This window comes from Streptomyces sp. NPDC016677, assembly GCF_055562815.1.
The window spans coordinates 65,510-86,317 of the sequence record NZ_JBVHEO010000021.1 but is presented as its reverse complement, the minus strand read 5'-3'; the positions used below and the strand labels follow the sequence as shown (position 1 = coordinate 86,317).

Genomic DNA, 20,808 nt, shown 5'->3' with positions numbered 1-20,808 from the left:
ACCAGTACACGACCGACGAGACCGAACGCGCCCAGATCACCGCCTCCCCGCTGCGCGCCACCACCGAACAGCTCACCGGCCTGCCCCCGGCCCTGATCATCACCGCCGAGGCCGACGTCCTGCGCGACGAGGGCGAGGCCTACGCGGCCAAGCTCCGCACCGCCGGCGTACCCGTCACCGCCGTCCGCTATCAGGGCATCATCCACGACTTCGTCATGCTCAACGCCCTGCGCGAGACCCACGCCGCCGAAGCCGCCATCACCCAGGCCGTCGCCGTCCTGCGCACCGCGCTCGCGGCCGGCTGAGCCGGGCCCGGCCACCGCGCCGATCCCCGGCCCCCTGGTTCGCTGTGCTGCCCGGACCCTGTCCTCGGCGAGCGGGCATGGGGTCCGGCCCCGTCTCGGCGGCGGTGGCCGGCAGGCGCGCGACCGCCCCGATCGCGGCGGTGCCGACCGTCACCGGTACCGCAGGTCGGGGCGGCGCGTGCGTACGCGCACGGGCCGGGACCGGGATCACCGACCCCCGGCCCACCGCCGGGCCGGCATCGCCTGCCGTCCGCCGCCGGCCCGGCGTCCCGGCCTCACTTCAGGTGCCGGCCGAAGAACCGGTCCCCGTCCTCCACCTCGAACCACGGGGTGCCGGTGTGCCCGCCCGTATTGGCGTGCAGCGTCTTCTCCCTGGTGCCGAAGGCGTCGAACAGGTCGAGAGCCCGCTGCCGGGGGTTGCCTTCGTCGTCCCACTGCAGCAGGAACAGCAGCGGAACGCCGACCTGCCGGGCCTCCTCGCGCTGGGCGCGGGGCACATAGCCCCCGGCGAAGAAGGCGACGGCCGCGACGCGCGGCTCGGTCACCGCCAGCCGGATGCCGAGGGCGGCCCACCCGGAGTACCCGACCTGGCCGCCGATCCCGGGCAGTGAGAGGAGGGCGTCCAGGGTGATCCGCCATTCCGGGACCGCCCTCTCCACCAGCGGGCCGATGAAGGACTCGAAGATCCCGTCGACCGGCTCGCCGGTCCGCACCGCCCGGCGGAGGCCGGCGCGGGCCTGCTCGTCGGCGGCGGAACGGGGCCGGTCGCCGCACCCGGCCGCATCGATGGTGGCCACCGCGTAGCCGCGCGCCGCCGAGTACCGGGCCCGGGCCACCAGTCGCGGATCCCGCTTGGGCAGGCCGTTGTTGTGGGCCATCAGGATCAGCGGAGCCGGTGCCGGTCCAGGCGTCCACAGGGTGCCGGGAATCTCGCCGAGAGTGAATTCGCGTTCGACGACGCCGTCGTCGAGGCGCTGTTCGGAAGTGAAGTGCACGGTCGTGCCTTTCGGGAGTGCGCGAAGCGGCGCTCCCGGACGACCTGTCGCCCGACCGTGACCCCGGAGGGGAGCACCCATGTCGATACTGCGTTCACGGGTACCACCTCCTCGTTCTCTCGCACGGCCGTCGGGAACGTAGCAGTGGCCACCGGGGTCCGCCAACCGGTTTTCGCGCAGGCTCCCTCGCGGGACGCCGAACGCCGGCGGGCCCTCGCCCGAAGGCAGGCTTCCATGAGCCTCCGCAGTACGAGGGGGCGCGACCGCGACGGCGTCCGCGACGACGGACAGGCCATACTTCAGCAGGCGCGGTACGCAGCGGAGCTTCTGCCGCCCGACGACAGAACCTCCCGCAGGAAGGCTGAACACGGTGACGACCGTCGCATACCAGGGTGAACCCGGATCCAACTCGGCGACCGCGGCACACGCCCTCTACCCCGCGTGTGCCGAACTGCCCTGCACGGGCTTCGAACAGGCCCTGGACGCCGTGACCCTCGGCGACGCCGACGTCGCCGTGATCCCGGTGGACAACTCCGCGGCCGGACGCGTCGCCGACGTGCACCATCTGCTGCCGGAGTCGGGGCTGTACATCGTCGCCGAGTACTTCCTCGCCATCCGCTTCGACCTGATGGGCGTACCCGGGGCCACCCTGGACCAGGTGGAGTGCGTCCGCAGCCACGTGCACGCCCTGGGCCAGTGCCGCAAGCTGCTGCGGGAGGGCGGCTGGCGCACCCTGGTGAGCGACGACACCGCCGGTGCGGCGCGCGAGGTGGCCGAACTGGGCGACGCCCGGCACGCGGCCCTCGCCCCGCCCGCCGCGGCCGGGCTGTACGGTCTCGACGTGCTGCGCGCCGAGGTCGAGGACGACCCGGACAACATCACGCGCTTCGTCGTCCTGTCCCGGGACCCGGCCTTCGCCACCGACCCGGGGCAGCCGACCATGACGAGCGTCTTCTTCAGTGTGCGCAACATCCCGAGCGCGCTGTACAAGGCGCTCGGCGGATTCGCCAGCAGCGGGATCAACCTCACCAAGATCGAGAGCTACCAGATCGGTGCGGGGCTCGGCGCCAGCCGCTTCTACGTGGAGATCGAGGGCCACCCCGACGAGGAGCGCCTCGCCCTGGCCCTGGACGAGCTGCGGTTCTTCTCCTCCGAGGTACGTGTCCTGGGGGTGTACCCCGCGCATCCGCACCGGACGACGGGCTGACCGCCCGGGCGGCGGGTGACGTCCACGGCGACCCGGCGCAGTGACTTCGGGAGTCCGGGGGAGGTCCGGACAGAACGGGGCAGCCACCTGATGCCACCGCTTCCGCGTGGTGGCCGGTAGAGCGGGCGCCGGTAGACGGGAATAGCACCGGACCGTGGGCACGTTGCTCTGCTCCGGCAGTGAGAAGGAGACAGAGACGATGACCCTTCGTCAGTTCGAGTATGCCATCGCTGTGGCCGAGGCGGGCTCGGTGACGGCGGCGGCGGAGGCCCTGCGCGTCGCCCAGCCCTCGGTGTCGCAGCAGATCCGGGGACTGGAGCGGGAACTCGGCGTGACGCTGTTCTCCCGCACACCGGCCGGGCTGGTGCCCACCGCGGTCGGCCGCGCCTTCCTGCGGGACGCGGAGGTCGCGGTGAGAGCGGCGCGACGGGCGGAGGCGACGGCTCGGGGCGGTGCCGAGGAACTGGAGGGCGAGCTGGTGGTCGCGGCGCAGATGGGACTGGGCACGCGACAGCTGCCGGGCGCGCTGAGCGCGCTGCGCCGCCGTTACCCACGGCTGGAGATCACCGTGTTCGAGGAGGCGAACCCCGCCGACCTGGAGCGGCTGGCGCGCCGGGGCGTGGTGGACCTCGGCCTGATCGGCGGGGTGTGCGAGGAAGGACTGTACGAGGGCCACCACCTCGGCGACGAGGAGTTCGTCGTCGTACTGGGTCCCGAGCACGCGCGGCTCGCCGAGGAGCGGGTGGAGCTGCGCGAGGTGGCACGGGAGCCGTGGATCAGGTTCGACCAGGGCAGCGCGCTCGACGGCGTACTGCGCGACGTGCTGCGGGACAACGGGCTGGCCCCGACCACGGTCGCCCGCGTCTCCCAGACGGCGACGGCGGTGCGCTGGGCCGCGCACGGGCTGGGCGTGACCCTCCTTCCGGCCTCCGCGGTGCCTCCCGGGTTCGAGCACCTCACGCGCCCCGTCCTTCCCGCCGTTTCCATGCCCACCGTCGCCGCGGTCCGGCCCGGCGCGGGTGTGGCGGAAATGACCCTGCTCGAATTCCTGCGCCAGGAATCCTGGTCCTACACCGGCTTTCCCGGCAACGGGTCAGGAACTGTTCACAACTGGGTGATGCCGCCGTCCACCACGAACTCGGTGCCCGTGGTGTAAGTGGCGTCGAAGGCCAGGAACACCATCGCCCTGGCGACTTCTTCCGGAGTCCCGAAACGGCCCATGGGATTCTCCGCCACCCGTTCCGCCTTGAACTGATCGGCGGCCTCTTTGGTCATCGTGTTCTCCAGGATTCCCGTGTCGACGGGACCGGGGCTGACCGCGTTGACGCGGATCCGGCGCGGCAGGAGCTCGCGGGAGAGGCTGCGGGCCATCGAGCGCAGTGCTGCCTTGCCGGCCGCGTAGACGCTGGTCTCCAGCATGCCCATGACGTTCGCGGCCGAGGTGGTGAGGACGACGCCGGCGCCCGCGCTCAGCAGCGGGGCGAGCTTCTGCACGGTGAAGAAGGCGCCCTTGACATTGATCGCGAACGATTCGTCGTACATCTCCTCGGTCGTCGACGCGAAAGGCATGGCGCTGGTGATGCCGGCGTTGACGAACAGCGCCTCCACCGTGCCGAGTTCGTCCCGGACGCGGGCCGCCAGGGCGTCCAGGTCGGGCAGTGAGGCCACGTCGCTTTGGACGGCCAGCGCGTTCTTGCCGAGGCGCTCCGCCGCGGCGTCGAGGGTGGTCCGGGACCGGCCGGTGATCACCACCCGTGCTCCGGCCTCCACCAGCAGCTTCGCGGTCGCGAAACCGATGCCGCTGCCGCCGCCCGTGATCACCACGTTCTTGCCGCTGTACTCGCTCATGCCGGGAACTCGCCGCCGTCCACCGTGAGGTTCCGCCCGGTGAGCCAGCTCGACCGGTCCGACACGAGGAACAGCACCGCGTCGGCGATGTCGTCGGGCCGGCCGTCGCGCCCCAGCGGCGGCGCGGTGCTGTCCTGCCCCGGCCCGTCCTCCACCAGCTTCCCCCACGCCTCCCGAGTCGCCTCGCCGCCCGGAGTGGCGGTCCTGCCGGGAGAGACCGCGTTGACCCGGACTCCGAACGGGGCCAGTTCCAGGGCCAGTCCCCGGCTGTAGTTCTGCAGCGCCGCCTTCGCGGCCGTGTAGTGCAGGAACGGCGGTGCCGAGGTGGGAACGGCGGCCGAGGAGACGTGCACGACCGCACCCGAACGCCGTTCACGCATCCCTGGGGTCAGCAGCGAGTCCAGCCGCACCGACGCCAGGAAGTTCAGGTCCAGCTGGTCCTGCCACTCTTCGTCGGGGATGTCCCGGGCGTTCGCGAACGGGCGCGCTCCGCCCGCGTTGTCGACCAGGATGTCCACCCCGCCGAGCGCCTCCTGGGCGGCCTCGGCCACTGCCTCGGCTCCGGCCCGTGTCCGCACGTCGGCCGCCACGAAGGCGGCGCCCTCCGGCACCGTGCTCGTCGTCGACCTGGCGGTCGTGAGCACCTCGGCGCCCGCGTCCAGAAGCCGGCGGACTATGGCGGCGCCGATTCCCCGCGAACCACCCGTGACCACGGCCCGCTTTCCCGCGAGCTCTCGTATTCCTGAATTGTTCATGGCTGTAGCCATACTGCTTGCCCTCTCAAATTTCATGTCGGTCCGCTCGGCTGAAAAGCGAAAAACGCGCACCGATACTGATCCCGGACAACCGCGGTGCGTAGCTCGCCTCGCCGAGCTGTTTCACCGTAGGTCCGGGATGGTTTGAGGGGCAAAGACGAAAAATGAGCAGGGGCTATAGGTTTCACCTATGGGCCCCGCGCACTCGGGGACGTACATCGGGCGGAATCCCGACGACGGGCGCGGCGGGCCCGGAAACCTACCGGGAGTGCCTGGCCAGTGCCTCGTTCAGGGAGAGGGCCGCACTGATGAGCCCGAGGTGGGTGAACGCCTGCGGGAAGTTGCCGAGGTAGCGCCCGGTCCCGTCCATCTCCTCCGCGTGCAGCCCGAGGTGGTTGGAGTAGCTCTGCATCTTCTCGAAGAACAGCCGGGAGCGCTCCAGGTCACCGCGGCGGGTCAGGCACTCGATGAGCCAGTAGGAGCACATGCAGAACGTCCCCTCGGTACCGGCCAGCCCGTCCCGCGCCCCGTCCTGCGTGCGATACCGGTAGACGAGAGAGTCCTCCACCAGCTCCCGTTCGAGCTCCCGCAGCGTGGTCAGCCACCGCGGTTCCCTGGAGGAGAGGAACCCGACCAGCGGCATGAGCAGACTGGAGGCATCCACCGTGGTGCTGCCCCGGTGCTGGATGAACGCCTCGCGCTCCTGGTGCCAGAACCCGTCGTAGATGTCGGAATGAATCTCGTCCCGGACCTTTGTCCACCGCTCCGTGGGAGCCGGAAGCGAGCGCCGTCCGGCCAGCCGCAGGGCCCGGTCGAGGGCGACCCAGCACATGAGGCGGGAGTAGAGGAACTCCTGCCGGCCCCCGCGTACTTCCCAGATACCGTCGTCCGGTTGCCGCCAGTTGCCGGCCACCCAGTCGGCTGAGTCCCGCAGGTGCTGCCACAGTTCGTGCGAAACGGGCTCTACCTGCTCGTCGTACAGGTTCACGAGGTTGAGGAACTCGCCATAGATGTCGAGCTGGAGCTGGTCGTAAGCCCCATTGCCGATCCGTACCGGAGCCGAGCCGCAGTATCCGCCCAGGTGTCCGAGCACCTTTTCGGTCAGGTCGCTCCGGCCGTCCATGCCGTACATGATCTGCAACCGCCCGCGCTCGTCCGTCTCCCGGTAACGCCCCAGCACCCACTCGATGAACGCCCTGGGCTCGTCGGCGAATCCGAGCCGGATGAATGTCGCGGCCGTCAGCGACGCGTCCCTGATCCAGGTGTACCGGTAATCCCAGTTGCGTTCGCCTCCGACGAGCTCCGGCAGCCCGAACGTGGCCGCGGCGGCGATCGATCCGTCGGTCTCCGAGGTGAGCAGCTTCAGCGTCAGCGCCGAGCGGATGACGTCCTCCCGCCATCTGCCGTGGTATGTACAGCGATTCACCCACCGTCGCCAGTACCTGACAGTATGGTCGAAGGCGCGCTCCACCCAGTCCGGTTCGGAGCTCGGTGACTCACCGTCCGGGCAGGATGCCTCGATCACGAAATCCAGCACTTCGTTGGGTCGCAGAGTGAACTCCGCGACGGCTTCCCCGTCTTCGACACGCAACTCGACCGGGCTCTGCAACCGCAGGGTCGTCGTTCCGTCGCCGGCACCTTCGGGAACGAAGAAGACCGCCCCGTCCCGTCTCTCCGTCAGGTGCGGCGACCTCGCGTAGTCGAAGCGCGGTGCGCAGCGCAACCGGAACCCGAAGTCGCCGCGCACCCCTTTCACCCTGCGGACGATGGCGTGTGTGTGACGCATCTCGCCGACCGGCATGAAGTCGGTCACCTCACCGACTCCGTCGGCCGAGAGGAACCGCGTGAGGAGGACATTGGTCTCCGGCAGGTACAGCTGCTTGAGGCGCGCGCCGTCCGCCGCCGGGCCGATCTGGAACGTGCCGCCTGCGGTGTCGTCGAGCAGGGCACCGAACACCGTGGGGGAGTCGAACCGTGGCAGGCAGAGGAAATCGATCGAGCCGTCGGTCGCCACCATGGCGACGCTGTGCATGTCCCCGATCACGCCGTAATCCTCGATCGGCTTGTAGTTCATGCCGCCGACTCCTTGTCTCGGGTCCCGAAGGGCGAATGCTGCTCAGCGCGGACTAGCCGTGGTGGGGTACCAGGCGGTGCGCCGACTCGGTCAGCGTGACGATGAGCACGGGCCGGACGACGCCCCGCAGCAGGTGGCCGCCCAAGGTGGATCCGTCCGGCCGCCCCAGCACCGTGTGTACGTGTACATAGGGGTCCTCGCCGTTGCGGGTGATCTCGCCGGTGAGGCTGAGCACCTCGACCTGGTGCTCGTGCGCGGGGATCTCGTCGAAGGTCTTCGTCTCGACGTTGAAATAGGCGAGCGTGATCTGCTGGAAGCCCCCGATGGCCTCGAACGAAGCCTGCGCGATCCCCTCCTCGCGCGCGAGAACGGCCAGCTGTCCCATGACTTCTTCCCCCGGGTCCAAGACCACGGAGTAGCTGCGCTGCATCGTGTCACCGGCCGTCTGCGGTGCTTCACTGAGGAGTCGGGTGAGCATGGTCTTGATCCTTCTTCAGGGGCTCGCACCCCGCTACGGGGCAGGACCGGAGGCGGGTGGGCCTACTGCGGGCCGCCCGCCCGGGGGGAGCCGCCGGTGACGGCGGCCTCGGCGGCTCGGAGCTGGGTCTCGATGAAGCCGTGCGCGTGACGGGCCAGGTCCTCGGAATCGACCCACAGGTCGCGCCAGATGCACAGCGCGTTGGACAGCTCTGGCTCGACCACGGCCGAGGAGAACGCCTCGAAGGTGATCGGCCCGCTGTAGCCCACGTGGGCAAGGGTCCGGAAGAAGGCGGCGAAGTCCGTTCTGCCGGATCCCGGATAGCCGCGGTGGTTCTCCCCGATGTGCACGTACCCGAGCAGATCACCACTGGTGAGAACGGGGCTCACCATGTCCGGCTCCTCGATGCTCATGTGGTACGTGTCGAGGTGCACGCAGACATTGGGCTGGTCGATGGCCTTGATCAGCTCCACGGCCTGCGCGGTCGTGTTGATCAGGTTTGTCTCGTACCGGTTGCAGATCTCGATGCCGAGACGGATACCGGCATCGGCAGCGTGCTGCGCCACCCGGCGGAGCACCTCGACGCATTGGGCCCGCCCCCGGGCGGTGGCAGGGCCCGCATAGCGCCCGAGCTTGCTGTAGACCGTGCCGGTCAAGTAGTCCCCGCCCAGGTGGTGGACAGTGTCGACGCCGTGCCTCAGACGCAGCTCACCGGCCCTGACGGCATCGCGGTCGTCGCTGGTGATGTCGGTCGCCTCGGTGAGGAACAGGTTCCCGGTCATCGCGAGGTCATGGTCGTCGAGCGCGCGGCGGGTCTCCGCGGTGTCGACGTCCCAGGCGTCGAGCAGCGGGATCTCCAGACGGTCGTAACCGCAGGCACGCGCGTGGGCCGCGGTGCGCCGCGCGTTGTCCGCGCCCCAGGTTCCCACCCATACCAGCGCGTGTACTCCAAGGGACTGGGGTTGCATGGCTGTTCCTTCCCGGCCGTCATCCGCCGTCATCCGCGGACCCGGTCGCTCGTGACCGGGTGACTCACAGCCCGGTGGCTTTCCGCAGGTACTCGCGTGCCTTCAGCGCGTACGTCAGGGGGTGCGCCTTCGCCGGGTCCTGTTCGGCCTCGACCACGAGCCAGCCCTCGTACCCCGCGTCGGCGAGTGAGCCCAGGACGGGCCCGAAGTCGAGCATGCCGTCGCCGGGCACCGTGAAGATGCCGGCCATGACGGCGTCATGGAAGCTCAGATCCTCCCGGCGGGCCCGCTCCAGGACATCCGGGCGCAGGTCCTTGAGGTGGACGTGCTTGATGCGTGAGGCGTGATCCTGGACGAGTGCCAGGGGATCGTCGCCCGCCCAGCGCAGATGTCCGGTGTCGAGCAGCAGGTGCACCAGGCCGGGGTCGGTGTCGGCGAGAAGACGGTCCACGTCCGCCCGGTTCTGTACGGCGGTGCCCATGTGATGGTGGTAGCACAGCCGCATGCCCTGATCCGCCGCGATCCGGCCGAGTTCGTCGAGTCCGGTGACCAGGGCCCGCCACGAGGTGTCGTCCAGCACGGGCCTGTTGGAGAACAGGGCGACCGGCTGCTGGTGGACGGCGTGGCCGAGCTCCGCGACGACGATCTCCGCCCCGCCCATGGCCTCCATGAAAGCCAGCTGGCGCCGGAAGTCGCTGATCGTCCGCTCCCGCATGTCCTTGGCAGTGAAGTACGTACTGGCCCAGGGCTCGGTGACGCGGAGTCCACGCAACGACAGTGCGGAGCGCAGCGTGTCCGGGTCGGTGGGGAACTTGTGGCCGACGCTGCACCCGTGGAATCCGGCCAGCGCGATCTCGCTGACGCACTGCTCGAAAGGGATGCCGTCGCCGATCATCGGGAAGTCGTCGTTGGTCCAGCCCGTGGCGGTGATGCCCAGGAATACCCTGTCGGGATCGAACATGACTCCTCCTCAGCGGGCACCGGAGCGGTCGAGGATGTGCCGGGCCGATTTCAGTGCCATCGCGACGCTGGTCAGCGTCGGGTTGCTCGCGGTCCCTCGCGGGATGACCCCATTGCCACCGAGGTACAGGTTGTCCACGCCCCACACCTTGGAGTCGGTGTCCACGACACTCGTGTCGGCGTTGTCGCCCATCCTGGTCGTCCCGGTGATGTGCAGCGGAAGTCCCGGCTGCACGAACTGCGGTTCCGAACCCGGAAGAAACCCACCCAGGACGTTGGCCGCCCGCAGCATGTCGCGCATCATCGCGTGCTGGTGGACGCGGTCCTCCTTGCCGAGCGTGTAGGTGAAGGTGGGCTGGGGCATGCCGAAAACGTCCTGGTGGGTGTCCGAGAAGGTGACCCGGTTGCCGTAGCTCGGCTCGACGATGCCGAACCAGCGAAGGTCGACGATGAGCCGGCCGTCGACGTTGGGTGCCACATCGCCGTAGTGGAAGGCGTCACGGTGGATCTGGCAGTGCCAGGGGCGGCTCTCGGACACCGGAATCCACACCTGCGGTTCCGGGTCGTCGGCGGGGATGGGAACCGGGTCCTGCGGGACGCGCTCGCGGTGCTCGCGGACGCTGTCGGCGAAGCGGGGGTCGGACTCGATGCCGTCGACGATGGACTGGCGCAGCACGATCTGGCAGAAGGCAACCGGCTGCTCCGTCAGATACCGGCCCAGCGGCTCCGGACGGATGTGCGAGACATACAGGAGTTGCGGAGTGAGGACGGCACCGCAGGCGACGACGTAGTGCGCCGCCTCGACGCGGAGCGTCCGCGAATCCGCCAGGTCCTGTACCTCGGCGTACTCCACCGCGCTGCCGTCCGCGCTGAGGACCAGCCGTCGGCACAGGTGTTCGGCCAGCAGATTGAACGTCCCGTCGTGGTGTCCGTCGGCCAGGGGCCCGAGCACGGTGTCCGCGCCGGTCCAGCGGACGTAGCGCGGGTTGTCGGTGCGCCGCTCCACGGCCAGTGGCAGATTGCGCACGCCGTAGGGCTCGGGCAGGTCGGTGTACTCCGACCGCAACACGTCGGCCACGACCTGGTGCCGGACCGAGTGCTCGAACGCGTCGGTGCGGGTGTTGAGGAGCCGCTCGCCTGCCTCGTACAGGGAGTCCCATTCCGCGGGCGGGAGAAGGCCGCTCCGCTCGACGCTCGGGTGGTGGCGGGGCGTCGCACAGGTCCAGTGGGTCGCCATGCCGCCCACCGCGTAGACCGCGGCGGCAGCGGTCAGGTGCTTGGCGGGATCCTGCTCCGGGTTCTGATTGTTCTGGACGAACCCGCGGTACCGGTCCAGGTCCACCTGGTAGGCGGCGGGGTCGAGGGTCACCACCGGCTCGCGGTCGGACGGCACCGACAGCACATGCAGGTGTCCTCGGATGACGGAGGAGAAGAGGTCCAGGTTGCGCTGGTACAGGAAGCTGTTCTTGAGGTGCTCACCAGGACGCCGGGAGAGCCGCGCGCCGGCGTCGATCATGCACACATGGTGGCCTCCCTCGACGAGTTCGCGCGCGAAGGCGGACCCGACAGGACCAGATCCGATAACCAGTGTGTCCACTCGAATGGTGTTCTGGCTCATCCGTGGTCTCCCTGTAAGCACTGGCCGCGACAACTGTCAGTTACAACCCTCGGCGACAACTGGTCGTGACAATGGAGGTAGCTGGTACCGGACGTCTCCGTCTCCCCATCGTCCGGAGAGGCCGCACAGGCGTGACGCGGAGTCGACAGGGTGCTTCCACTTCGCCCTTCTTCCTGGATAGCACGTTCGTGCGGGCGTGGCGACCGTAGATGGCCGAGGCGCAATTCGCTTGGGAGGAGCGGGGAAGAGGTTTCCGAGTGGCGCGCCACTGCTCCGCTCGGCACCGTTCGACTACTGAGGGGCCGAGAGGGTTTCGATCACCGCCTGCATGGACTGCGGTGATGCGGACAACTCACCCAGGAACGGATTCGACAGGTCCAGGATGAGGAACAGGTTGGCGGCGATGAGCACACTTGCCGCCCCGACCATCCCGTAATGCAGTCTGGCGTCCTCCAGACCGAAGATGACGGAGAACCCCAAGGTCAGTGCGCTGGCCAGCAGGATCACGGTCCAGAGCGAACCGGTCGGGCCCGTGTCCTGAAGAGCCTCCAGCACCCTTTCGGTGCGCAGAGCGCTCACCTGCGTGAGATTCTGCTGGGAACCATCGATGAATGCTTGCTGCCCTTCGTTGCTCGACCTCAGTTCCGAGAACGTGGCGTACAGTTCCCGAAGCGCACGGTCGGCCGCCGGTGTGGTCTGTCCCGTGGCCGCCGTGGACCACTCGGCCGCAGTCGCGCGTGCGTACGCCAGGGCCCTCTGTCGGATCCGGTCGCTTTCCGCTTCGCCGAACACATCGGCGCCCCTGGGCAGTTGGAGCACCATGGCCGCCTCGGCCTTAGTCGCGTCGTATTCCGCTCTGACCTGGTCCCAGAGCGCGATGGCGATGAAGCCGATAATGAACGCGTAGACCACACTGACGACGGCAAGCAGAAAACCGGCGACGTCGTTGTGCTTTCCCTTCTGCAGGTCCGGGAATCGGTGCCTGACGAAAGCCTGGACGAGCGCTGTCCCCCCGGCGGCGCCCACGACGAGTCCGGCCAGCACCAGCCACGAAGGGAAATGGAGCATGATCCAGCGGTTCACGGCTGCACTCTCCTGAGACCACTCACCACTCACCGCCCGCAGCCACGGGCCCTTTGCCCGACGCAGGCGATGACATCCGGACCCGCATCATTCGCCTCGGCGCCTGCGCTGGGCCGCGGTACACGCCGTGTCGGCCACGATCCCGTTCGGCAGGACCAGGACCGGGCCCGGGCCAGGACCGGGCCAGGACCGGGGCCGGGACCAGGACAGCAACGCCTCACCCGGCCGTGGTGGGCCGTTGGCCGCGGGTGTAGCGGCAGTCGAGGAAGCGACAGGGAAACGCGTCGTCGTGGATCAGTTTCCCGCATGCGACGGTACGCCGTCGGCGGCGGTGGAGGACGGCTGCCGCGAGCGCTCCCAGAGGAGGCGCGACCAGGTACACCCACAGGTCGGACCCGGTGCGGGCGATAAGGGCCGGGCCGAGACTGCGCGCCGGATTGAGACTGGTCCCGGACACCGGCGCGACGGCGAAGACCAGCAGCGCCACCAGGGTTCCGACAGCGGTGGCCGTGAAGGGCATCAGCAGCGGCCGGTCGACGAAGCCGAGAATCAGCGTCACCAGCAGGAACGTCATCGCGGCCTCGGCGGCCGCGGCTGCCGGCGCGCCCCCGGCACCCGGCAGGGTGACGCCCAGGTCGATGCTGGTCGCGTACCGTCTCCAGACCAGGCAGGCCACCGCCGTCCCCAGCGTTGCCCCCGCGACCTGGGCGGCGATGTACCCGGCGGCGCCACCCCGTGTGATCTTCCCCATCCGGAGGAATGCCAGGGTCACGGCCGGGTTGATGTGCCCGCCGCTGATCCGCCCCAGCGGCGAGTAGATGATCAGCGCGATCACGCAGCCGACGAGGACACCGGTCAGCAGCCGGCGCAGGCCGGCGCTGGGCATCGCCGTGACCACCGGCGAGCCGGCGGCGAAGTTCATGACCAGCACGCTGAGCACCGAGGCGAGGAAGACCGCGGTTCCCAGGAATTCCGCGCCGATCTCACGCCATGTGGGCACGGGCGACCCTCCGGCCGCGGGCGGTACGGCGGTGCCCTGTGCCACGCCGACCGGCCCGCGGGACGGGGCCGCTGTGACAGCCGGCCGGTGGCCACAGGACGACCGGCGCGGGTGTCCTGGTGGCATGTCGTCGAGTCGGCACGGTGCGCCTCCTGAGAACGAATGCGTGCCGTCGGGGTGGGCGGTGGCCTTGCTCCCGCACTCTCGTCGGCAGCGGCGGAATCCGCCGCCGATCCTTCTCGATCCGGCGCCCACCGCACGACAGGCGCGCCGAGTCAGCCGCGGGACGCGGACGATCCCGGTCGGGGACACACGGTGACGTGGGGTCCACGTTGCTGGAGGCGAGCGCCCAGCACGGTCGCGGTACAACCGCCCGGGCTGTGCCCGGTCACACAGACCGTCGCGTCGGTGTGCCCCATTGCTCCGCGATGCGCCGGAACGCGTCCACGGAGCCCTCGGCGGCCTCTGGCGCGTTGCGTGACGGCAGGCCGACGGGACACCGGCCCAGGTGTACATGACCCTGCCCGCGATCGCCGCCGGAGCGGCCCCGCGTCCGTCCCGGCAGGGCCGGCGTCGCTCATGACGGTCGCCCGGACGCCGCGTGCAGGCGGGCGAGGTGTGCCTCGACGGCGCCGCGGGCCGTCGCGTAGACGGCGCTCTCGGCGAGGCGGGAAGGGTCGGCGGTGACGCGGTTGTGGCGCATGTGGAGCAGCGACGCCAGGACCGGGCCGGCCTCCGGGTCCGCGTCGGCCAGGTGGTGCCCGTAGGAGGACAGGGCCTGGGCCGTGACGGCCCAGGCCGCCAGCAGAGGCGCCGTGCCGGGCAGGGCCCGCAGGGCGGCGAAGCCGTCGAGCGGGTCGACGATGCGCAGGGCCTCCCGACGGCGTTCGCGGAACGCGCTGTGATGCTCCCCGCGCGGCGCGACCGACAGCAGCCGCCGCGCGCGGGCCGGTCCGTCGGCCGTGTCGTCGGGCGGGGCGAAGTGGAAGGCCAGGTGCGCCTGTCCGGCTGCGGCGAGCAACAGCGGGTCGACCGGGGGAGGGGACGCGTCGAGCAGGCGGAGGTGGGCGAGAGCGGCCGTGCTGTCCGCGTGGAAGACCCGCTCGGCGGCGGCCATGGCGCCGGGATCGCCGCCGTACCGTGCCGTCTCGGGTTCGTACGTGTCCAGGACGAGCCGCCCGGCCAGCCCTCGTCGGCTCAAGTCCGTGGCGAGGTCGCTCAGTCCGGGCAGTACCCGCAGGACGGGCGTCCGGGACTCTCCGTGCAGGCGCAGCCGCAGATGCGGGTCGGGATCGGCGTAGCGGACGAAGAACCAGCGGTCGACTCCGGCAGGCAGGCCGTCCAGCAGCCCGGTCAGATGGTGGACGAGGACAGTGTCCTGGGCCCAACGGGGGCAGTACAGCTTGGCGAAGAGCCATGCGCCGCCCGGGAGGTGCCGCGGGGGCCGGCCGGCCGACGGCATGGAGCGCCGGCGGGCCGGACCCGGCGGGCCGGGCGGAGCTGCCGGGGCGGTGCGACGCAGCAGCGGTACGGAGATCTCGGCGGTGTGGTGGCCGCCGGACGGGCCGGTCAGCCAGCCTGCGCCCGAGCCGTCCGGGTCGGTGGACGCGTGGATCTCCACGCCGGGGCGGTGCCGCAGCTCGTGGCGCAGGAGCGCGAGGTCGGCGGGGCGGGCCAGGTCGAGGGGGAGGCGCTGGTCGAAAGCGCCCACCTCGATCCGGTCGGGCACCCGCCACCGCCGCTGCCAGGCACGCAGGGCCGGCAGCCAGCGCCGGGTGCCCGTCGCGCCGTCGAGGACGCGCGGATCCCGTACGAGCCAGCGGGCCCGGCTCAGTACGGTCCGCCCGTGGCGTACGCCCGGCAGGTACGGCCAGTCGTGTGCCGCCCCCCAGTCCCAGCCGTACAACGGGCGTACCCCGTCCGCCGTCAGCAGCTGCAGCAGCCGTACGAGCGGGGGCGCGTGCAGGCCGGCGTTCAGCATGTGGAAGGTGCCGGCCGCCACCTCGCGCCGGCCGAGGACCGGCGAGACGAGGCGCAGCCGGTCCGGGGTGGCGACGACGGCGAGGTCCTCCGCGCGCAGCGCGCCGGGGGCCGACCGTTCACCGAACGTGCCGGGGGCGACGGTGTGGCCGACCCGCCACGGCACCCTGATGACGTTGCCGCAGCGGGCTTCCCGGGGGCGGAAGACGAGGCGGGCGGGGAGCGGGGCGTCCCCGGCGGGGCTGCCGGTGAGGGCGGTGGCCGCCAGGCCCGCGAGCCGCTGGTCCGCCTCGGGCAGCAGGGGCGCGAACCGGCCCCACAGCGCGCCGGCCGGCCAGGCCCCGGTCAGGGGTGACATGACCAGGGTGAAGTCGCCCCGGGCCAAGGCGTCCGGCGAGGGGGCCAGGAGACGGAAGACCGCCTCGGCCGACGGCGGCGGCACCCCGGCGTCGTCGCCCAGGGCGGTGATGTCCTCATCGGTGAGCTCTATCTCGCCGAGGCCCGCGAGGACGGCCTCCTCGGCGAGAGCGAGGAGGGTGCGGTCGCGCCGCCCGTCCCCACCGGGGAGCGGCCCGGAGGGAGTGGGAGACCCCAGACCGTCCACCGGGTCGAGGAGTTCGGGCAGGGGGACCGCGCGGTCCGGCCCGTACCGGTGCAGGAAAGCGGCGTGGTAGGCGGCCAGCGGGCGTCGCGACCCCGCGGGAGGACCGGTCCGCCACAGCAGGTCGGCGGCGCGGGCGGCCTCCCGCGCCACCGCGTGGGGCAGCGCGATGTCCGCGTCCAGCGCCAGGTCCGCCGTCACCGGGCGCTCACCCGGACACAGGGCACGCATCCGGCGTACCGCCGCCCGGAGCTGCGGCAGTCCCTCGCCCGGCGGCCGGGCGCGGTAGGCGGCGAGATCCGCGGCCACCTCGCGCAGCCGTACGGTTTCGCCGGCGGCGGCGGGAACGGTGGCGAGCCGGTCGGTCAGGTGGCGCAGCGGGTCGGGCGCGTCCGGAGCGGGCGGCAGGTCGGTGAGCAGGAAGGAATGGGCTGCCAGTTCGGCGATGACGCCCTCGACCGCCCCGGCGGGCGGCTCCGGCAGACAGGCGCGCATCCGGGCCGTCAGCTCCGCGTGGGTGACCGGCGTGCGGGCGCAGTCCAAGGCGGCGCGCACCGCGTCGGTATGGCGCACGGACACCTCGCCGGCGGGCCGTTCGTCCGCCGTACCGGTGGCGGCGCCGGCGTACGGCAGCACCAGGCGCTCACCACGCCGCACACACAGGCCGTTGGCCGACAGCCGCAGCTCGGCCAGGATCGCGGGCCTGAACTCCCACTGTGCCGCCAGCGCCGCCACCCAGGCCGCGTCGGGCTGTACGGCCTTGCGGTGCGCGGCGGCGAACCGTACCCGGAGGGAGTCGGCGAACCGGATGTGCGCCACCCCCGCCATCAGCCCGAACGGGGTCGGACGACTCGCCATCCGGATCCGGTAGCGCACCACTGCCCGGAAGCAACGGCGCAGCTCGGACGCGGTGGCTGGCCGGCCGTCCCGCAGGCCGTCCAGGCGATCGGCCAGCGAAGGGCTGGAAAGGGCCAGGGCTTCGGCGACCAGGGGATCGGCGGTCAGGCCGAGGATCGTCCGCCGCAGCCGGTCGGCCTCGCCGGGAGCACCGGGCTCGTCGGCGGTGGGGCCGAGGGCTCGGCCGAGGGCGTCGTCCGCGAGCGCGGCCCGGAGCACCGGACCGTCGACCGGGAGCACCGGGGAACGCAGGAGTGCCATGCCCACAGGCGCGAACAGCGGATCGTCAGTGACAGTGGTGGTGGTCATGGTCTCCTCCTGGCGTCGTCCCGCTCCGCCCGCACGGCACCGGCCCCGCCACCGACAAGGCGGCGGAGCCGGGCTCGCGGCCAAACCGGAGGAACCGCGTCGTGACGGTCGTCGGCCGGGCGAGGGCGACGGCGGTCGTGGCCCGCGTCAGGCCATCCAGCCCAACGTCTGGGCGGTCATCGGCCAGGTGGCCTGTCGGACCGCCGGCTGAGCCTCGGCCATCGGGTGCAGCGTGGTGCTGGTCATCGGCCAGGTGGCCTGCCGTGCCGCCGGTGCGGAAGCCTGTCCCGCCCGGTTCCCGGACTCCTCGTTCCGGCCGGTGACGCCTGCCGCGGTGACCACGCGGACATCGAGATCGTACGGATCGTTCGTCATGGTGAACCCTCCTTCGGGCTGGGTGGAAATACCGGATATCTCCACATTGGCAGCCGCGCGCGGCTCGCACCTCGTCAGCGAGGAGGAGACCGCCCTGCATCCTTCGGCGCACGGACCGGCGTCCGGCTACTTCCCCTCGACGGGTGCCGCCTGCGGGGCGGTGTCCTGGCGTGCGAGCCGGTGCCAGAAGTCGAGCCGGTGTTCCCTGGCGTAGTCGACCGGCCCGACACGGTCCGGCGCCAGGGACTGGGTGTACGGCACGGCCCGCGCCGGATCGAACCGGGGCCACCGCGGAAGTCCCGGCCGGTTCGGATCGCCGGTGCGGGCGAACTGCGCCCACTGGTCGGTCATCGTGCCGGACAGACGCGCCTGGGCCGGTGTGAAGTGCTTCTGCGCGCCGGCGTCCTCGAACACGTACGGGGTGTCGCCCGAGTGGAAGGCACCGAAGTCGAAGTCCCCGGGGAAGGGGAGGTACATGGGGGCGTCCCGGTCGGCGAACTCATAGGCGTACGTGGGTGTGCGGCGCCCGAGCGCGAGAGCCTGGGCGTAGGTGCCGCGGGCCCACATCCGGTCGGTCACCACGGTGGCCCAGGCCAGGGCGGGTGAGGGGAAGTCCCCGACCGGGTAGTACGCGCTCACCGTGCTCGCCCGGTCGCCGAAGGCCGTGGCGAGCGCTCGCTCGTACTGGGCGGCGGTGAAGGGGGAGCCGACCGCGTCGTGGGCCATGCCGACGAACAGCCGGTGTTCGTCCCTGGTGGCCCCCGACATCACCGGGACACGAGCGGAGCGGCCTTCCTCCAGAGCCTGCTCCGGCAGTTCCGGAAGCACCTCGGTGCCGTAGGCGAACGTCTGGAAGGCGTTCATGATGTCCGGGACCGCCAGCAGCTTCTCCACCGGCAGCGCGCGCAGGCACCGCAGCGCACGCCCGGGGTCGCGCCCGGCGCAGCCCAGGGAGGAGGTCATCGCGACACCGGCGTCCCGTACTTCCCGCTCCGTGCGCCAGACGTAGTACGGGTACGCCGGCACTCCCTCGCCCATCGCGCCGGCGGGCATGTCCATCATGCCCTCGCCGCTGGCCAGGACGGCGCGGTGGAACAGCCCCCGGGCCCCGGGCGAGGTGAGGTGCCCGCTGATGGCCGCCGCGCCGAACGAGGACCCGGCCACGGTGACGTTGCCGGGGTCGCCGCCGAACGCGGCGGCGTTGCGCCGGACCCAGCGCAGCGCCGCCTGCTGGTCCTGGAGGGCGAACGTCCCCGACCCCTCGAGCCCCGGATAGCCGAAGCCGCCGAACACACCGAGGCGGTAGTTGACCGTCACGACGACCAGGCCGCGGTCGGCGAGCCGCCGCGCGTCGAAGAGGCTGCCCCCGCCCACCGAGCCGTCGCCGTGGATCCACACCAGGACGGGGGCGGGCCGTTTCCCGGCAGCCGGGGCCCGCGTGGTGACGTCGAGGACCAGACAGTCCTCTTCCACGCTCGACACGCCCGCGTAGGGGGAGGCGACCTGAGGGCAGAGCGGGCCGGGCCGCACGGCGTTCCGTACGCCCTTCCAGGGCCGTACCGGGCGGGGCGCGGCCCAGCGGTGGGCACCCTTGGGCGGTCCCGCGTAGGGGACGCCCCGGAAGAGAGCGTGGGGACCCGACCGCAGGCCCCGGACGAGGCCGCTGTCGGTGCGCACCGTGACGGCGGCGTCGGCGGACACCGCAGCGCGCGGGGGTTCCGGGGCCGGGGTGCCCACCAGGAGGAAGACGGCGCCCGCGAGGACCGCGATCACCGCCGTGCGTTTCACTGCCATGGCCGCCGCCTGCCTCGCCTCGGGTCGCCGTGAGCACAGAAAGACACGAGACGTATGCGCCGTCACATGTCTAGAAGCACATATAAGCCCTCGACGCGGTGAAAGCGGCCGGTACGGGCAGCCGGGTGAAACCCGGCACGGCACCGGCGCGGGGGAGGGGAGCGCGGAAGGGATCCCGTATGAGCGGTGGAGCGGAACGTGGCATCGACTGGACGGCGTACCAGCACGAGATCTTCCGGGACGGCCTGGCCGGGGCGCCGCCCCGGCTGCCGACGGACCTGAACCGTCTGGAGGAGCTGACCGCGCGACGGCTCGGCGCCGGACCGGTGGGGACGGTGGTGGGAGCCGCGGGCGACGGGCGTACGGCGCGCGCCAACCGCGAGGCGTTCGACCGGTGGCGCATCGTACCCAGGATGCTGCGTGACGTCCGCGTACGGGACCTGTCGGTCGAGGTGCTCGGCCGCCGGCTGCCCGTTCCGGTCGCGCTGGCGCCTGTCGGTGCCCTCGCGGTGGTCCATCCCGAGGCGGAGCGGGCCGCCGCCCGGGCCGCCGCGGCACAGGGCGTCCCGTTCGTCCTCTCCTCGTCGTCGAGCACGCCGATGGAGGAGGTCGCGCAGGCGATGGGGGACGGCGAACGCTGGTTCCAGCTGTACTGGGCGAAGGACCGGGAGGTCACGAAGAGCTTCCTGGGGCGCGCCCGGGCGTGCGGCTGCACGGCGCTGCTGGTCACGCTGGACACCTGGCTCCTGGGCTGGCGGCCGGCCGACCTGGACCAGGCGTACATGCCCTTCCTCCACGGCGTGGGGACGGCGAACTACTTCACCGACCCGGCGTTTCTCGCGGGGCTGGCCAGACCCGTCGAAGAGGACCCGCAAGCCGCCGTCACGCACTTCTTCCGCATGTCGGGTGACCCGGGCAAGACCTGGGAGGACCTGGCGTTCCTGCGCGAGCACTGGAACGGCCCGCTCGTGCTGAAGGGCATCCAGCACCCCGACGACGCGCGGCGTGCCGTGGACACCGGCATGGACGGCCTCGTGGTGTCCAACCACGGCGGGCGGCAGGTCAACGGCGCCGTAGGTTCCCTCGACGTGCTGCCCGCGATCGTGGAGGCCGCCGGAGCCCGTCTCGACGTACTGTTCGACAGCGGTGTCCGCTCGGGGGACGACGTCCTCAAGGCCCTGGCGCTCGGCGCCCGCGCGGTACTCCTCGGCCGGCCGTACGTGTACGGGCTGGCCCTCGACGGCCGGCCAGGTGTGGAGCACGTCATCCGGACCCTCCTCGCGGAGTTCGAACTGACCCTCGCCCTGTCCGGCTTCACCAGCCCCGGGGAACTCGGTCCCCACTGCCTCCTGCGGGCACCGGGGGCGGGCCCGGCACCGTGGTCGCGGTGAGAACACCTGGCGCGTGAGGTACGGGAAGCGGACGTGGCGCGGGGCAGGGTGCGCGAGGACGGGCCGTGACATGCCATCGTCGGACGCGGCTGCGGACGGCGACGACGGCCGGCCCGAGCAGGGCCGGCTCGACGAGGCGCGTCGGAGTGACACGGCGGCCGTCGGTGGTT

The 20,808-nt window shown here is 71.5% G+C and carries 17 protein-coding genes; 4 read left to right on the top strand and 13 right to left on the bottom strand.

Annotation, left to right across the window (positions count from 1 at the left end):
• Positions 1-305, top strand: a 305-nt coding sequence (locus ACZ3IG_RS33830) for an alpha/beta hydrolase (protein ID WP_467436913.1), incomplete at its 5' end; no start/stop codon positions are given.
• A gap of 275 nt (positions 306-580) precedes the next feature.
• Here ACZ3IG_RS33830 and ACZ3IG_RS33825 read toward each other — a convergent pair.
• Entirely contained in the window at positions 581-1,300 is a 720-nt protein-coding gene (locus ACZ3IG_RS33825; RefSeq protein WP_467436911.1) for a dienelactone hydrolase family protein, read from the bottom strand.
• A gap of 370 nt (positions 1,301-1,670) precedes the next feature.
• Between ACZ3IG_RS33825 and ACZ3IG_RS33820 the strand changes: the two genes are divergently transcribed.
• Both ACZ3IG_RS33820 and ACZ3IG_RS33815 read left to right on the top strand, forming a co-directional pair.
• Positions 1,671-2,507 (top strand): prephenate dehydratase, encoded by an 837-nt coding sequence (locus ACZ3IG_RS33820; RefSeq protein ID WP_467436910.1) that lies wholly within the window; start codon positions 1,671-1,673, stop codon positions 2,505-2,507.
• Positions 2,508-2,706: 199 nt separating this feature from the next.
• A complete protein-coding gene (locus ACZ3IG_RS33815; RefSeq protein ID WP_467436908.1) occupies positions 2,707-3,663 on the top strand; it encodes a LysR family transcriptional regulator in 957 nt (318 codons plus the stop codon).
• On the opposite strand, the gene ACZ3IG_RS33810 is transcribed toward ACZ3IG_RS33815, so the two are convergent.
• From ACZ3IG_RS33810 to ACZ3IG_RS33755, 12 genes are all read right to left on the bottom strand, one after another.
• Positions 3,612-4,355, bottom strand: a complete 744-nt coding sequence (locus ACZ3IG_RS33810; RefSeq protein WP_467436907.1) for an SDR family oxidoreductase — start codon at positions 4,353-4,355, stop codon at positions 3,612-3,614. The two genes, ACZ3IG_RS33815 and ACZ3IG_RS33810, sit on opposite strands and share 52 nt — an antisense overlap.
• Positions 4,352-5,110, bottom strand: coding sequence for an oxidoreductase (locus tag ACZ3IG_RS33805; RefSeq protein ID WP_467436906.1), 759 nt, complete (start codon positions 5,108-5,110; stop codon positions 4,352-4,354). Before ACZ3IG_RS33805 ends, ACZ3IG_RS33810 begins: the two co-directional genes overlap by 4 nt.
• Positions 5,111-5,369: 259 nt before the next feature.
• Entirely contained in the window at positions 5,370-7,184 is a 1,815-nt protein-coding gene (locus ACZ3IG_RS33800; RefSeq protein ID WP_467436904.1) for a glycoside hydrolase family 15 protein, read from the bottom strand.
• Positions 7,185-7,236: 52 nt separating this feature from the next.
• Positions 7,237-7,662 carry a PPC domain-containing DNA-binding protein gene (locus ACZ3IG_RS33795; protein WP_467436903.1) on the bottom strand — a complete coding sequence of 142 codons (426 nt, stop codon included), beginning with the start codon at positions 7,660-7,662 and terminating at the stop codon, positions 7,237-7,239.
• A 62-nt stretch (positions 7,663-7,724) separates the two neighbouring features.
• On the bottom strand, positions 7,725-8,630 hold the full coding sequence (locus tag ACZ3IG_RS33790) for a sugar phosphate isomerase/epimerase family protein (RefSeq protein WP_467436902.1): 906 nt from the start codon (positions 8,628-8,630) through the stop codon (positions 7,725-7,727).
• Between the two features lie 64 nt (positions 8,631-8,694).
• The gene (gene iolE, locus ACZ3IG_RS33785; protein ID WP_467436900.1) at positions 8,695-9,591 is read right to left on the bottom strand and encodes a myo-inosose-2 dehydratase; all 897 of its coding nucleotides are present in this window, start codon (positions 9,589-9,591) and stop codon (positions 8,695-8,697) included.
• A gap of 9 nt (positions 9,592-9,600) precedes the next feature.
• Complete coding sequence (locus tag ACZ3IG_RS33780) at positions 9,601-11,208, bottom strand: pyranose oxidase (RefSeq protein ID WP_467436899.1); 1,608 nt, start codon at positions 11,206-11,208, stop codon at positions 9,601-9,603.
• A 291-nt stretch (positions 11,209-11,499) separates the two neighbouring features.
• Positions 11,500-12,291 (bottom strand): bestrophin-like domain, encoded by a 792-nt coding sequence (locus tag ACZ3IG_RS33775; RefSeq protein ID WP_467436898.1) that lies wholly within the window; start codon positions 12,289-12,291, stop codon positions 11,500-11,502.
• 217 nt (positions 12,292-12,508) lie between these two features.
• Positions 12,509-13,291 (bottom strand): MIP/aquaporin family protein, encoded by a 783-nt coding sequence (locus ACZ3IG_RS33770; protein WP_467436896.1) that lies wholly within the window; start codon positions 13,289-13,291, stop codon positions 12,509-12,511.
• A 577-nt stretch (positions 13,292-13,868) separates the two neighbouring features.
• On the bottom strand, positions 13,869-17,078 hold the full coding sequence (locus tag ACZ3IG_RS33765; RefSeq protein ID WP_467436895.1) for a lantibiotic dehydratase: 3,210 nt from the start codon (positions 17,076-17,078) through the stop codon (positions 13,869-13,871).
• Between the two features lie 147 nt (positions 17,079-17,225).
• On the bottom strand, positions 17,226-17,453 hold the full coding sequence (locus ACZ3IG_RS33760) for a hypothetical protein (protein WP_467436893.1): 228 nt from the start codon (positions 17,451-17,453) through the stop codon (positions 17,226-17,228).
• A 126-nt stretch (positions 17,454-17,579) separates the two neighbouring features.
• Positions 17,580-19,247: a carboxylesterase/lipase family protein gene (locus ACZ3IG_RS33755; RefSeq protein ID WP_467436892.1), complete on the bottom strand. Its 1,668-nt coding sequence runs from the start codon at positions 19,245-19,247 to the stop codon at positions 17,580-17,582.
• Positions 19,248-19,426: 179 nt separating this feature from the next.
• On the opposite strand from ACZ3IG_RS33755, the gene ACZ3IG_RS33750 reads away from it, so the two are divergent.
• The gene (locus tag ACZ3IG_RS33750) at positions 19,427-20,638 is read left to right on the top strand and encodes a lactate 2-monooxygenase (RefSeq protein WP_467436891.1); all 1,212 of its coding nucleotides are present in this window, start codon (positions 19,427-19,429) and stop codon (positions 20,636-20,638) included.
• Positions 20,639-20,808: the final 170 nt, after the last annotated feature.

Excerpts from the sequence above, each read along its gene's own strand:
- ACZ3IG_RS33815 (WP_467436908.1), top strand. The coding sequence starts at position 2,707 with ATGACCCTTCGTCAGTTCGAGTATGCCATCGCTGTGGCCGAGGCGGGC.
- ACZ3IG_RS33810 (WP_467436907.1), bottom strand. The coding sequence starts at position 4,355 with ATGAGCGAGTACAGCGGCAAGAACGTGGTGATCACGGGCGGCGGCAGC.
- ACZ3IG_RS33805 (WP_467436906.1), bottom strand. The coding sequence starts at position 5,110 with ATGAACAATTCAGGAATACGAGAGCTCGCGGGAAAGCGGGCCGTGGTC.
- ACZ3IG_RS33800 (WP_467436904.1), bottom strand. The coding sequence starts at position 7,184 with ATGAACTACAAGCCGATCGAGGATTACGGCGTGATCGGGGACATGCAC.
- ACZ3IG_RS33795 (WP_467436903.1), bottom strand. The coding sequence starts at position 7,662 with ATGCTCACCCGACTCCTCAGTGAAGCACCGCAGACGGCCGGTGACACG.
- ACZ3IG_RS33790 (WP_467436902.1), bottom strand. The coding sequence starts at position 8,630 with ATGCAACCCCAGTCCCTTGGAGTACACGCGCTGGTATGGGTGGGAACC.
- iolE (WP_467436900.1), bottom strand. The coding sequence starts at position 9,591 with ATGTTCGATCCCGACAGGGTATTCCTGGGCATCACCGCCACGGGCTGG.
- ACZ3IG_RS33780 (WP_467436899.1), bottom strand. The coding sequence starts at position 11,208 with ATGAGCCAGAACACCATTCGAGTGGACACACTGGTTATCGGATCTGGT.
- ACZ3IG_RS33765 (WP_467436895.1), bottom strand. The coding sequence starts at position 17,078 with ATGACCACCACCACTGTCACTGACGATCCGCTGTTCGCGCCTGTGGGC.
- ACZ3IG_RS33760 (WP_467436893.1), bottom strand. The coding sequence starts at position 17,453 with ATGACGAACGATCCGTACGATCTCGATGTCCGCGTGGTCACCGCGGCA.
- ACZ3IG_RS33755 (WP_467436892.1), bottom strand. The coding sequence starts at position 19,247 with ATGGCAGTGAAACGCACGGCGGTGATCGCGGTCCTCGCGGGCGCCGTC.
- ACZ3IG_RS33750 (WP_467436891.1), top strand. The coding sequence starts at position 19,427 with ATGAGCGGTGGAGCGGAACGTGGCATCGACTGGACGGCGTACCAGCAC.